Source organism: Cronobacter sakazakii (assembly GCF_000982825.1).
GTDB lineage: Bacteria > Pseudomonadota > Gammaproteobacteria > Enterobacterales > Enterobacteriaceae > Cronobacter > Cronobacter sakazakii.
In genome coordinates, this window is the sequence record NZ_CP011047.1 from 3,813,446 (window position 1) to 3,826,914 (window position 13,469).

General features: G+C 57.8%; 11 protein-coding genes. 8 read left to right on the forward strand and 3 right to left on the reverse strand.

Features of this window, described 5'->3' with window-relative positions:
- Positions 1-8 precede the first annotated feature (8 nt).
- Positions 9-1,115, forward strand: a complete 1,107-nt coding sequence (locus CSK29544_RS18205; RefSeq protein ID WP_007898085.1) for a YcbX family protein — start codon at positions 9-11, stop codon at positions 1,113-1,115.
- On the opposite strand, the gene CSK29544_RS18210 is transcribed toward CSK29544_RS18205, so the two are convergent.
- Positions 1,112-1,657 carry a cell division protein ZapC gene (locus CSK29544_RS18210; RefSeq protein WP_029038928.1) on the reverse strand — a complete coding sequence of 182 codons (546 nt, stop codon included), beginning with the start codon at positions 1,655-1,657 and terminating at the stop codon, positions 1,112-1,114. The two genes, CSK29544_RS18205 and CSK29544_RS18210, sit on opposite strands and share 4 nt — an antisense overlap.
- Positions 1,658-1,821: 164 nt before the next feature.
- Complete coding sequence (pyrD, locus tag CSK29544_RS18215) at positions 1,822-2,832, reverse strand: quinone-dependent dihydroorotate dehydrogenase (protein WP_007898091.1); 1,011 nt, start codon at positions 2,830-2,832, stop codon at positions 1,822-1,824.
- 248 nt (positions 2,833-3,080) lie between these two features.
- On the opposite strand from pyrD, the gene ssuE reads away from it, so the two are divergent.
- The 5 genes from ssuE to ssuB are packed head-to-tail and all read left to right on the forward strand — an operon-like array spanning position 3,081 to position 7,327.
- Positions 3,081-3,656 (forward strand): NADPH-dependent FMN reductase, encoded by a 576-nt coding sequence (gene ssuE / locus CSK29544_RS18220; protein WP_004388168.1) that lies wholly within the window; start codon positions 3,081-3,083, stop codon positions 3,654-3,656.
- Complete coding sequence (locus CSK29544_RS18225) at positions 3,649-4,620, forward strand: sulfonate ABC transporter substrate-binding protein (RefSeq protein WP_007898095.1); 972 nt, start codon at positions 3,649-3,651, stop codon at positions 4,618-4,620. The genes ssuE and CSK29544_RS18225 overlap by 8 nt, the downstream gene beginning before the upstream one ends.
- Positions 4,617-5,762, forward strand: coding sequence for an FMNH2-dependent alkanesulfonate monooxygenase (gene ssuD / locus CSK29544_RS18230; protein ID WP_007898099.1), 1,146 nt, complete (start codon positions 4,617-4,619; stop codon positions 5,760-5,762). The genes CSK29544_RS18225 and ssuD overlap by 4 nt, the downstream gene beginning before the upstream one ends.
- Positions 5,763-5,771: 9 nt before the next feature.
- Positions 5,772-6,563 carry an aliphatic sulfonate ABC transporter permease SsuC gene (gene ssuC, locus CSK29544_RS18235; protein WP_007898102.1) on the forward strand — a complete coding sequence of 264 codons (792 nt, stop codon included), beginning with the start codon at positions 5,772-5,774 and terminating at the stop codon, positions 6,561-6,563.
- Entirely contained in the window at positions 6,560-7,327 is a 768-nt protein-coding gene (gene ssuB / locus CSK29544_RS18240) for an aliphatic sulfonates ABC transporter ATP-binding protein (protein ID WP_007898105.1), read from the forward strand. The genes ssuC and ssuB overlap by 4 nt, the downstream gene beginning before the upstream one ends.
- Before the next feature lie 195 nt (positions 7,328-7,522).
- Here ssuB and pepN read toward each other — a convergent pair whose 3' ends face one another.
- The gene (gene pepN, locus CSK29544_RS18245; RefSeq protein WP_007898107.1) at positions 7,523-10,135 is read right to left on the reverse strand and encodes an aminopeptidase N; all 2,613 of its coding nucleotides are present in this window, start codon (positions 10,133-10,135) and stop codon (positions 7,523-7,525) included.
- A 266-nt stretch (positions 10,136-10,401) separates the two neighbouring features.
- Here pepN and pncB point away from each other — a divergent pair, with 266 nt between their 5' ends.
- Together pncB and asnS are read left to right on the forward strand one after the other, a co-directional pair.
- The gene (pncB, locus tag CSK29544_RS18250) at positions 10,402-11,604 is read left to right on the forward strand and encodes a nicotinate phosphoribosyltransferase (RefSeq protein WP_029038927.1); all 1,203 of its coding nucleotides are present in this window, start codon (positions 10,402-10,404) and stop codon (positions 11,602-11,604) included.
- 166 nt (positions 11,605-11,770) lie between these two features.
- Positions 11,771-13,171 (forward strand): asparagine--tRNA ligase, encoded by a 1,401-nt coding sequence (gene asnS, locus CSK29544_RS18255; RefSeq protein ID WP_007898112.1) that lies wholly within the window; start codon positions 11,771-11,773, stop codon positions 13,169-13,171.
- The last annotated feature ends 298 nt before the right edge of the window (positions 13,172-13,469 follow it).

A 13,469-nucleotide genomic window follows, 5' to 3' on the forward strand; every position in this document is an offset into this window, starting at 1 on the left:
CGTACGCCATGGTTTTATCGCAGCTTTTTATTCATCCGGTGAAATCGATGCGTGGGTTGCAGGTCTCTCACGCGCTGGCGGACGTCAGCGGCCTGACATTTGACCGCGCGTTTATGGTGACGGAAACCGATGGCACCTTTATTACCGCGCGCCAGTTTCCGCAAATGGTGCTCTTCACGCCCGCGCTGCTGCCAGACGGACTGCACCTCACCGCACCGGACGGCAGCAGCGCCGCGATTCGCTTCGCTGATTTCGCAGCAGCCCCCGCGCCGACGGAAGTCTGGGGCAATCACTTCACCGCGCTTATCGCGCCCGAAAGCGTTAACCAGTGGCTGAGCGGCTTTTTTGGACGCGATGTGCAGCTGCGCTGGGTCGGCCCGTCGCTCACGCGCCGGGTAAAACTTCACCCCGGTGTGCCGCTCGGTTTCGCCGATGGATTCCCGTATCTGCTTGCTAATGAAGCCTCGCTGCGCGATTTACAAAAACGCTGCCCGGCGGGTGTGGCGATGAATCAGTTCCGCCCGAATCTGGTTGTGACGGGCGTTGAGGCCTGGGCAGAGGACACCTGGAAAGTGATCCGCATTGGCGACGTGGTGTTTGATGTTGCTAAACCGTGCAGCCGCTGCGTATTTACCACCGTCAGCCCCGAGCGTGGACGCAAACACCCGAGCGGCGAGCCGCTGGCGACGCTGCAAAAATTCCGCACGGCGCTGGATAACGGCGATGTCGATTTCGGCCAGAACCTGATTGCCCGCAACAGCGGCGTGATCCGCGCAGGCGATCGCGTTGAAGTGCTTTCGACCGGGCCGGCGCGGCTCTATGGCGCAGGCGATGTGGAAGAGAGCGTGACGCCTGCGGCAAACGCAGCGGCGCAGGTGTCTGTCGAATGGGAAGGCAAAAGCTTTAACGGGAATAATCAGCAGGTGGTACTGGAGCAGCTTGAACAGCAGGGCATTCGGGTACCCTACTCCTGTCGCGCCGGGATTTGCGGCAGCTGTCGCGTGACGCTGCTGGAAGGAGAAGTTACGCCATTGAAGAAAAGCGCGCTCAGCGACGACGGCACGTTTTTAAGCTGTAGCTGCGTGCCGGCAGGCCCGATACGGCTCGCGCGTTAAACCGCCTGATCGAGGCTCAGATGCGGGGCGCTCGCCAGCGGTTTGAGCCTGTCGTTCATCACTTTAATCGCATCACCCAGTTGCATCGCGCGGCCAGCGAGCGTCAACGCAGGCTGCGCCAGCAGGCAGAGCGTCGCGTTATCACCAGGCTCGACCACCAGCAGGCAGACCGCTTCGCCGCTGTCGCTCAGCCATACGCAGGCGGCATCGCCACAGCACGGCGACCATTCGGTGTCGTCATGGGTTAAGAAATGCCAGCTTTTCGGCATCTGAGGTTTGAGAAAACGGATAGCGACAAGGGCGTTCAGCACCAGTTCGGCGCGCTGTTCAGCGGAGAGAGGAAGCTCACGGCATTTTTCATCGAAGGAGAACCAGAGTGCGGCGTCATCAACGCAGAATCCGGAAAGATCAAACGCGTCGGGCGTCAACATTTTGCGGGCAAAACGCGAGCGAAACAGCATGCCGTTGGCCAGATCGAGCATCATCCGGTCGTGCTCGTCATCATAATACCAGCGCCAGTTATCGTCCGGCTTTATACGCATCATTACCCCCCACTGCGATGAAACTTAAAATTATTTCCCTTTTTTGCCGCTTCGTTTATTCCCTCATTAATCTAAGACTATGACGTTTAAATTAGCAACAATCGCGGAATATAAAACAACCAGGGCTGAAAATAAAGCCCTGGCGGTCTTAAAGGGGGAAATGCTTAAAGGTGGGTCACAATTTCTTTAACGAGCGGCGGCCCTTTAAAAATAAAGCCGGAATAGATCTGAATAAGCGAAGCGCCAGCGGCTATTTTTTCCCGCGCGGCAATAACAGAATCAATACCACCGACGCCGATAATCGGCAGGCGTCCTTGCAGCTCCTGGCTTAACAGGCGAATGATTTCCGTATTTTTTAATTGCAGAGGACGGCCGCTTAATCCGCCCGTTTCGTCGCAATATTTCATGCCCTGAACCAGGCTGCGATCGAGTGTCGTATTGGTCGCAATGACCCCATCAATATTATGGCGCACCAGGCTATCGGCCACCTGGATCAATTCTTCCAGCGAAAGATCCGGTGCGATCTTAACCGCCACGGGTACATATTTATGGTGCTTTTGCGACAGCCGTTGCTGCTGATTTTTAATAGCGGCAAGGAGATCGTCGAGCGCGTCGCCATATTGCAGCGAGCGCAGGCCAGGCGTATTCGGTGACGAGATATTAATCGCGATATACCCGGCGTAGGGAAATACTTTTTCCATACAAATCAGGTAGTCATCTTTACCCTGTTCTACCGGCGTGTCTTTATTTTTACCAATATTAATGCCGAGCACGCCGTCAAAATGCGCTTTTTTGACGTTCTCTATCAGGTTATCCACACCGAGATTATTAAAGCCCATGCGGTTGATCAGCCCTTCCGCTTCGACCAGGCGGAACAGACGCGGCTTGTCGTTGCCCGGCTGCGGGCGCGGCGTCACGGTGCCGATTTCCACCGATCCAAAACCCAGCGCGCCGAGCGCGTCGATGCACTCGCCGTTTTTATCAAGGCCTGCGGCAAGCCCCAGCGGGTTTTTAAACGTCAGCCCCATGCAGGTCACCGGTTTAGACGGCACTTTCTGGCGCAGCAGCGCTTCAAGGGGCGTGCCGGTAATGCGGCGCATTTGCTGGAAGGTAAATTCGTGAGCGCGCTCGGGGTCGAGCTGGAAAAGGGCTTTTCGAACGAAGGGGTAGTACATGAACTCTCCTGGATTCCCGGTGTGCAAACCGGGGCGCTATTATCTGCGATCCGCTTCACAAAGGGAATTGACCTGCGGCAAAAAAGCCCCTGCGAAAGCAAACGTTTTCTTTTTAATCCTGTTTTATGCGTTTTTTGGCAAAGCATCACCACAATTTTTAGTTTCTCGGGGCCAGCCCCTCTGCCACTATCCTCTCATATTGTTATTAATGTTAATCAAAAACTTTATTTTGGTTATAAGGAGGTGGTATGCGGGTTATTACTCTGGCGGGAAGCCCACGCTTTCCTTCGCGCTCCAGCGCCCTGCTTTCTTATCTCGCGGGTGAACTCACCCGGCTCGATGTTGAGATTTGTCACTGGCATATCCAGAATTTTGCGCCAGAAGATTTACTCTACGCCCGCTTCGACAGCCCGGCGCTCCTGACGCTTATCGAGCAGCTTCAGCAGGCCGACGGCGTCATCATCGCTACGCCTATCTATAAGGCCTCGTTTTCCGGCGCGCTGAAAACGCTGCTTGATCTCCTGCCTGAACGGGCTCTTGAGAAAAAAGTGGTGTTGCCGGTCGCGACCGGGGGTTCGGCCGGCCATCTGCTGGCGCTGGATTACGCGCTTAAACCTGTGCTCAACGCCCTGAAAGCGCAGGAGATCCTGCATGGTGTCTTTGCCGATGACAGTCAGGTGCTGGATTACCACCATCAGCCGCGCTTTTCCGAACCGCTACAAACGCGTCTTGACGATGCCCTCGACACTTTCTGGCAGGCGCTGACTCGTCGCCATCTGGCAACCCCTGCGCCGCAGTTCACAAGGAGAACGTTACATGCTTAATCTTTTTCGCCGTCACGCCGCACCGCTACTGGTAGCCGGCCTCACGCTTTTTACCGCAGGCGTCAGCGCGGCTGAACCACAGCCAGAGGCGCTGCGTATCGGCTATCAGAAAGGCTCTGTGAGCATGGTGCTGGCGAAAAGCCATCATTTGCTTGAGCAGCGTTATCCGAACACCAAAATCACCTGGGTCGAATTCCCGGCGGGCCCGCAACTGCTTGAGGCGCTGAATGTCGGCAGTATCGATCTCGGTAGTACCGGCGACATTCCGCCCATTTTCGCCCAGGCGGCGGGAGCCGATCTGGTTTACATCGGCAGCGAGCCACCGAAACCGAAAGCCGAAGTGCTGCTGGTGGCGGAAAACAGCCCCATTAAGAGTGTCACCGACCTGAAAGGCCATAAGGTCGCGTTCCAGAAGGGCTCCAGCTCGCACAATCTGCTGCTGCGCGCGCTGCAAAAAGCCGGGCTGAAATTTACCGATATTCAGCCGGTATACCTCACACCCGCCGATGCTCGCGCTGCCTTTACGCAGGGTAACGTCGATGCCTGGGCCATCTGGGATCCTTACTACTCCGCCGCACTTATTCAGGGCGGCGTGCGTGTGCTGACCGACGGCACCGATCTTGATCTGACAGGATCGTTCTACCTCGCCTCGCGCCCTTATGCTGAAAAATATGGTCAGTTCCTGACGAACGTGCTGGAGAGCTTTAGCGAAGCGGATGCCCTGACGCGCAGCCAGCGCAAAGAGAGCGTGAAACTGTTCGCGCAAAGCATCGGGCTGCCGGAGCCGGTCATTGAGCTCTATTTCGATCACCGCCCGCCGACACGCATCACGCCCGTGAATGAAGAGACGGCCGTGCGCCAGCAGCACACCGCCGATCTGTTTTACGACAACCATCTGGTTCCAAAGAAAGTCGATATCCGCAGCCGCATCTGGTCCGGCGCTACTGAAGGAGCGAAATCATGAATCTGAATCTGTTCTGGTTTTTACCCACCCACGGCGATGGTCACTACCTCGGTAGCGACGCGGGCGCCCGCCCGGTTGATCACGGCTATCTGCAACAGATTGCGCAGGCCGCTGACCGACTCGGATTTACCGGCGTGCTGATCCCGACCGGGCGCTCCTGCGAAGACGCCTGGCTGGTTGCAGCGTCGATGATCCCGGTCACCCAGCGGCTGAAATTTCTGGTCGCGCTGCGCCCGTCGGTGGTGTCGCCGACCGTAGCGGCGCGTCAGGCGGCGACGCTGGACAGGCTGTCCAACGGGCGCGCGCTCTTTAACCTGGTAACCGGCAGCGATCCGCAGGAGCTGGCCGGTGACGGCGTGTTCCTCGATCACACCGCGCGTTATGAGGCGTCGGCCGAGTTTACCCGCGTCTGGCGTCGCCTGCTGGAAGGCGAAAAGGTCGATTTTGAAGGCAAGCATATTAAGGTGCGCGGCGCGCAGCTGTTATTCCCGCCGGTACAACAGCCCCGCCCGCCGCTTTACTTCGGCGGCTCGTCTGATGTGGCGCAGGATCTGGCTGCCGAGCAGGTCGATCTCTACCTCACCTGGGGCGAGCCGCCGGAGCAGGTAAAAGAGAAGATAGCCCAGGTACGCGCCAAAGCGGCGGCTCACGGGCGCACGGTACGCTTCGGCATCCGCCTGCATGTCATTGTGCGTGAAACCACGGAAGAAGCCTGGCAAGCCGCTGACCGGCTGATCGCTCATCTCGACGATGAAATGATTGCCAAAGCCCAGGCAGCGTTCGCGCGCCAGGATTCGGTCGGCCAGCAGCGCATGGCGGCGCTGCACGGCGGACGTCGGGACCAGCTTGAGATTAGCCCGAACCTCTGGGCGGGCGTGGGGCTGGTACGCGGCGGCGCAGGCACGGCGCTGGTGGGCGATGGCCCAACGGTGGCGGCGCGTATTAATGAATACGCAGCGCTTGGCATCGACAGCTTTATCCTCTCCGGTTATCCGCATCTGGAAGAGGCGTACCGGGTGGGCGAGCTTTTGTTCCCGCATCTCGATGTCGCCATCCCGGACGTGCCGCAGCCTCGCCCGCTCACGGCGCAGGGTGAAGCGGTGGCCAATGAATTTATTCCGCGCCGGGTCGCGCAAAGTTAAGGAGGCCACATGACAAGCGCTTCGCAAAAATGGCTCCAGCGCGCCGCCCCGTGGGTGTTGCCGGTGGGAATTATTGCCGTCTGGCAGCTTGCCTCCCAGACGGGCTGGCTGTCGACGCGTATTCTGCCGTCGCCCGAAAGCGTGGTGGAGACGTTCTGGCGGCTGACGGCGAGCGGCGAGCTCTGGCAGCACATGGCTATCAGTAGCTGGCGCGCGCTGGTGGGTTTTTCCATCGGCGGACTGATTGGGCTGGTGCTCGGGCTTATCAGCGGGCTGTCGCGCTGGGGCGAACGCCTGCTCGACAGCTCCATCCAGATGCTGCGCAACGTGCCGCATCTGGCGCTGATCCCGCTGGTGATTTTGTGGTTCGGCATTGATGAGAGCGCCAAAATTTTTCTGGTGGCGCTCGGCACGCTGTTCCCGATCTATATCAACACCTGGCATGGCATTCGCAATATTGACAGCGGTCTGCTGGAGATGGCGCGCAGCTACGGGCTTTCCGGTTTTAGCCTGTTCCGGCAGGTGATTTTACCGGGCGCCCTGCCCTCGATTATGGTCGGCGTGCGTTTCGCGCTCGGGCTGATGTGGCTGACGCTTATCGTGGCGGAGACGATTTCGGCGAATTCCGGTATTGGCTACCTCGCAATGAACGCGCGTGAATTTTTGCAAACCGACGTGGTGGTGGTGGCGATTATTCTCTATGCCCTGCTTGGCAAACTCGCCGATCTCAGCGCCCGCCTGCTTGAGCGTGTCTGGCTGCGCTGGCACCCGGCTTATCAGTTAAAGGAGGCGAACGCATGACAACAGCACGACTCAACCAGGGAACGCCGCTGTTGCTGGAAGGCGTGACCAAACGCTACGGCGTGAAAACCATTCTTAACGCGCTGGATCTGCATATTCCCGCCGGGCAGTTTGTGGCGGTGGTCGGGCGCAGCGGCGGCGGCAAGAGCACGCTGCTGCGCCTGCTCGCCGGGCTTGAAACGCCGGACGGCGGCGAACTGCGTGCCGGGAATGCGCCGCTCGCTAATGCCCGCGACGATACGCGCATGATGTTTCAGGATGCGCGCCTGCTACCGTGGAAGAAGGTGCTGGATAATGTCGGGCTGGGGCTTACGGGCGACTGGCAGCCGGCGGCGCGCCGGGCGCTGGAGGAAGTGGGTCTGGCCGACCGCGCGAACGACTGGCCCGCCGCGCTTTCCGGTGGGCAGAAGCAGCGCGTGGCGCTGGCGCGCGCATTGATTCATCGCCCTGGCCTGCTGCTACTGGATGAGCCGCTCGGTGCGCTGGATGCGCTGACGCGCCTTGAGATGCAGGAGTTGATTGTATCGCTGTGGCGCGAGCACGGTTTTACGGTGCTGCTGGTGACGCATGACGTGAGCGAATCGGTGGCGATGGCGGAGCGGGTGTTGTTAATCGAAGACGGAAAAATCGGGCTCGATATGGCCGTGGAGTTACCGCATCCGCGTCACCACGGCACGCCGCGTCTGGCGGAGCTTGAAGCGCGGGTGTTGAACCGGGTGATGCGTAAAACACCTGTGCCGGTGCGGGAAGTGAAGGTGGGGTGATGTGTTATCTATAAATGAAAGGCGGGTGCGCTTACGCTTACCCGCCCTACAAACGCTGACAGGGTATTATCCAGGGTGGGTAAGCGTAAGCGCACCGACCACAAAACCCCGTAGGGTGGGTAAGTGTAAGCGCACCCACCACAGAACCCTGTAGGGTGGGTAAGCGCAGCGCACCCACCACCCCATATCAGCCCATTACGCCAGCGCTTTGCTCACTTTCTCATACAGATCGCCGGACAGCTTCGGCAGCGCCTTCAGCTCTTCCAGCGCCGCGCGCATCAGCGCCTGACGTTTTTCATCATAACGCTTCAGGCGGATCAGCGGCTCAATCAGACGCGACGCCACCTGCGGGTTGCGGGTGTTGAGCTCAATCAGCATATCGACCAGAAAACGGTAGCCGCTGCCATCTTCGGCATGGAACGCCGCCGGGTTGTTAGTGGCGAACGCGCCCACCAGCGCACGCACGCGGTTCGGGTTGCCGAGGCTGAAGGAGCGGTGTTCCAGCAACGCACGAACTTTGCTCACCACGGCTTTCTCCGGGCTCATCGCCTGCAACATAAACCACTTGTCCATCACGAGACCGTCGTGGTGCCACTTGTCGTCATACTCGCCAAGCAGCGTATCGCGGCACGGTAACTGCGCCACTACGGCAGCCGCGAGCGCTGCCAGCGCGTCGGTCATGTTATCCGCGTCGTGATACTGGGCGGAGACCAGCTTGTCGGCCAGCTGCGCGTCGCCAAACGCCAGATAATGCAGGCAGGTATTACGCAGCGCGCGCTTGCCGATATCCGCGTGATCGATACGGTAGCCGGTGAGTTTATGCGCGTTGTAGACGGCCAGCAGTTCATCAGCAAGCTCGGTCGCCAGCGTGCGGGTCAGCGCGTCGTGCACCGCCGCGATGGCCTGCGGATCGATGGTCTGGAACAGCTCGGCGATCTCGTTTTGCGACGGCAGCGTCAGGATCTCCGCCGCCAGCGCCGGATCGATGGTCTCATCAAACAGGATCGCGCGGAAGGCGTCCGCCACGTGCAGCGGCAGCGACAGCGGCTGCTGCTGCTGATAACGCGCGACGTTGAGTTTGATATGGGTGGCCAGCAGGCTCTGCGCCGCATCCCAGCGCGAGAAATCGTTGCGCGCATGGCGCATCAGGAACGTTAACTGCTGATCGCTCCATTTGTATTCCAGCTTCACCGGGGCGGAAAATTCGCGCAGCAGCGACGGCACTGGCTGGAAGTACACGTTATCAAAAACAAACGTCTGCTCCGCCTGCGTCAGATTCAGCACATGGTGCACCGGATGCCCGTCTTTTTGCAGCGGGATGACCTTACCTTCGTTGTCATACAGCTCGATATCGAATGGAATATGCAGCGGCAGTTTTTCCGGCTGGTCCGCCGTTGGCGGCGTGCGCTGGCTTAGCGTCAGCGTGTACTGCTCGGTCTGCGGATTGTAATCATCCTGCACCGTGACAATTGGCGTGCCGGACTGGCTATACCAGCGGCGGAAATGCGAGAGATCGACATTCGACGCGTCTTCCATCGCCTGCACGAAATCGTCGCAGGTGGCCGCGCTGCCGTCGTGACGCTCGAAATAGAGCTGCATCCCTTTCTGGAAATTCGCTTCGCCAAGGAGCGTATGCAGCATGCGGATGACTTCGGAACCCTTTTCATACACGGTCAGCGTATAGAAGTTATTCATCTCAATGACCATGTCCGGGCGAATCGGGTGCGCCATCGGGCTTGCGTCTTCGGCGAACTGCATTGCGCGCATGGTACGCACGTTGCTGATGCGGTTAACCGCGCGGGAGCCGAGATCGGAGCTGAATTCCTGATCGCGAAAGACGGTCAGCCCCTCTTTCAGACTCAGCTGGAACCAGTCACGGCAGGTGACGCGGTTACCGGTCCAGTTGTGGAAATATTCGTGGCCGATAACGCGCTCAATGTTGAGATAGTCTTTATCGGTCGCGGTTTCAGCGCGCGCCAGCACGAATTTGGAGTTAAAGACGTTAAGCCCTTTGTTCTCCATCGCGCCCATGTTGAAGAAATCGACCGCGACTATCATATAAATGTCGAGATCGTACTCCAGACCAAAGCGCTCTTCGTCCCACTTCATGGAGTTTTTCAGCGAGGTCATCGCCCAGCCGGCGCGGTCCAGGTTGCCGCGATCTACATAAAGCTCCAGCGCCACGTCGCGCCCAGAGCGGGTGGTGAAGGTATCGCGCAGCACGTCGAAATCACCTGCTACCAGCGCAAACAGATAGCACGGTTTCGGGAACGGATCTTCCCACTGCATCCAGTGACGGCCATCGTCCAGTTCGCCCTGCGCCACGCGGTTACCGTTGGAGAGTAAATACGGGTATTTCGTTTTATCGGCGATGATTTTAGTGGTAAAGCGCGCCAGCACGTCCGGGCGATCCAGATACCAGGTAATGTGACGGAAGCCTTCAGCTTCGCACTGGGTGCAGAGCGCCTCGCCTGACTGATACAGGCCTTCCAGCGCCGTGTTCGCCGCCGGGTTGATGTCGTTGACGATTTTGAGCGTGAAGCGCTCCGGCAGGTTTTCCAGCACCAGCGCGCCCTCTTCCAGGCGGTGATGCGTCCAGGGCTGTCCATCCACCTCGACCGAAATCAGGGTAAGGTCTTCGCCATCCAGACGCAGCGGCGCGTTCTCCGCCACGCGGCGGTTGATCTGACTGACCGCAGTGACCCGCGTTCTGGCGGCGTCGAGGTCGAAGGTCAGATCAATATCGGTAATCAGGTAATCCGGCGCACGGTAGTCGTGGCGGTATTTTGCTTGTGGCTGTTGAGTCATAAAAAACCTTATCCAGGGTCCGTATGGTTACGACTCCAGTCTATTCCTGTTGCGTTAATGTTGCCACGCAGAATCTTTCACTTTTCAGCAGCTACGACGCAGATTGCTACATTTAAGTAACATGCGGCACGAATTGCCCTCGACCCGCTTCGCCGGTTGTGTTGTGATCCTGCTTCAATAAACCGATAATCAGGGTATACTCCTGCGTCTTTATCTGCTTATGCCACTGATAAACACGCGCCTGTGAGAGGATGCCAGTTCGCACCATGACACAATACGCTTCCCCCCTATTGCAAACGCTGCTGGATACGGACGCCTATAAGCTGCATATGCAGCAGGCGGTTTTTCACCACTATTATGACGTGCATGTCGCAGCGGAATTTCGCTGCCGGGGTGACGATCTGCTGGGCATTTATGCTGACGCCATTCGCGAACAGGTCGATGCCATGCAGCATCTGGCGCTTTCCGACGCCGAGTATCAGTGGCTCTCCGGGCTGCCGTTTTTCAAATCCGATTACCTCCAGTGGCTGAAAACGTTCCGTTATGACCCAACGCAGGTGCAGATCCGCAACGATGGCGGCAAGCTGGATATCCGCTTAAGCGGCCCGTGGCGCGAAGTCATTATGTGGGAAGTGCCGCTGCTGGCCGTGATTAGCGAACTGGTGCACCGCTATCGTTCCCCGGAAGCGAGCGTCGATCAGGCGCTGGCACATCTTGAAGTTAAACTCGATGATTTTCGCGCCATGACGGACGGGCTCGATTTAAGCGCTTTCCGTCTGATGGATTTCGGCACCCGCCGCCGTTTCTCGCGCGATGTTCAGCAGGCGATTGTCGAGCGTCTCAAGCTGGAGCCGTGGTTTATCGGCACCAGTAACTATGACCTCGCCCGCCGTCTTTCACTGACGCCGATGGGCACCCAGGCGCATGAATGGTTCCAGGCGCATCAGCAAATCAGCCCCGATCTCGCGAACAGCCAGATTGCGGCGTTGCAGGCGTGGCTTGATGAATACCCGGATATGCTCGGCATTGCGCTGACCGACTGTATTACGATGGACGCCTTCCTGCGCGATTTCGGTCCGGAGTTCGCGGGGCGCTACCAGGGGTTGCGCCACGACTCCGGCGATCCGGTGCAGTGGGGCGAGAAAGCTATCGCGCACTATCAGCAGCTCGGCATCGATCCGCTCAGCAAAACGCTGATTTTTTCCGATAACCTCGATTTCCCGAAAGCCATTGAGCTGTATCGCCACTTCGCCGACCGCGTGAAGCTTGGCTTTGGCATCGGCACCCGTCTCACCTGCGATATCCCGCACGTGAAGCCGCTGAATATCGTGATTAAGCTGGTTGAGTGTAATGGTCGTCCGGTAGCCAAACTCTCCGACAGCCCCGGCAAAACGATTTGTCACGATAAGGCGTTTGTTCGCGCGCTGCGCAAAGCCTTCGATCTTCCTCAGGTGCGTAAAGCAAGCTGATGTTTTCCCAAAGGGAGCCGCGCGCTCCCTGCTTTTCCTTCCCCTTTGCGATTTCTTTTTCCCGCACCGCGAATTCTGCTTGTCTGATGGCGTATGCCAGGTAACATAGATAACCCCCCGTCCGGGTGGAAAATGTTATTTTTGACCATTAACCAGAGAGAAAATTATGAGCGTTGTGCCTGTAGCCGACGTACTCCAGGGCCGCGTTGCCGTTGACAGTGAAGTCACCGTGCGCGGGTGGGTGCGTACCCGAAGAGATTCAAAAGCTGGCATCTCCTTCCTCGCCGTTTATGACGGTTCCTGCTTTGATCCGATACAGGCTGTCATTAATAATTCTCTGCCCAATTACAATGAAGAGGTTTTACACCTCACGACGGGCTGCTCGGTTATCGTCACCGGCAAGGTGGTGGAATCCCCGGGCGAAGGCCAGAGCTTTGAGCTGCAGGCAACCCAGGTGGAAGTGACCGGCTGGGTGGACGATCCGGACACCTACCCGATGGCGGCCAAGCGCCACAGTATTGAGTATCTGCGTGAAGTCGCGCACCTGCGCCCGCGTACTAACCTGATAGGCGCCGTGGCTCGCGTACGCCACACGCTGGCGCAGGCGCTGCACCGTTTCTTCCACGAACAGGGCTTCTTCTGGGTTTCCACGCCGCTTATCACCGCGTCGGATACCGAAGGCGCGGGTGAAATGTTCCGCGTCTCGACGCTGGATCTGGAAAACCTGCCGCGCGACGCGCAGGGCAAAATCGATTTCGATAAAGACTTTTTCGGTAAAGAAGCGTTCCTGACCGTGTCCGGCCAGTTGAACGGCGAAACCTACGCCTGCGCGCTGTCGAAAATCTATACTTTCGGCCCAACCTTCCGCGCTGAAAACTCCAACACCAGCCGCCACCTGGCGGAGTTCTGGATGCTGGAGCCGGAAGTGGCGTTCGCCAACCTGAACGATGTCGCAGGCCTCGCGGAAGCGATGCTGAAATATGTCTTCAAAGCGGTGCTCGATGAACGCATGGACGACATGAAGTTCTTCGCCGAACGCGTGGATAAAGAAGCCATCGAGCGTCTGGAGCGTTTCATCTCCGCAGACTTCGCGCAGGTGGATTACACCGACGCGGTCGCTATTCTTGAGAAATGCGGCGAGAAATTCGAGAACCCGGTTTACTGGGGCGTGGATCTGGCGTCCGAGCATGAGCGTTATCTCGCCGAGAAACACTTTAAAGCGCCGGTCGTTGTTAAAAATTACCCGAAAGACATCAAGGCGTTTTATATGCGCCTTAACGAAGATGGTAAAACCGTGGCAGCGATGGACGTACTCGCGCCGGGCATCGGTGAAATCATCGGCGGCTCCCAGCGTGAAGAACGCCTCGACGTGCTGGATGCGCGTATGGAAGAGATGGGTCTTAATAAAGAAGACTACTGGTGGTATCGCGACCTGCGCCGTTACGGCACCGTGCCGCATTCCGGCTTTGGTCTCGGCTTTGAACGTCTGATCGCCTATGTTACCGGCGTGCAGAACGTGCGCGATGTGATCCCCTTCCCGCGTACCCCGCGCAACGCGAACTTCTAATCCCGAAAAGGCCAGCGACTTGCTGGCCTTTTTTCTTCCCGCCTTGTGTTGTTCATTTTCTATTACGGTTTCACGGAAATTTCAGGTTGTATAAAAATTCATCAATTGTCTGATGGCGATTTTTTGCACCGCTTCGCTATAGCATATTTGTACACAACTTCCACAGACATCTGGCCTTCCATCCATCTCATCCAGTAGAAAACTCTTGTTGCTTACAATTGTATAAAAATGCGCCTTATCCAAATTAATAATAAGTTTTTCATATATATAAGAAAGGAATGGCCGAAATTTATTCACT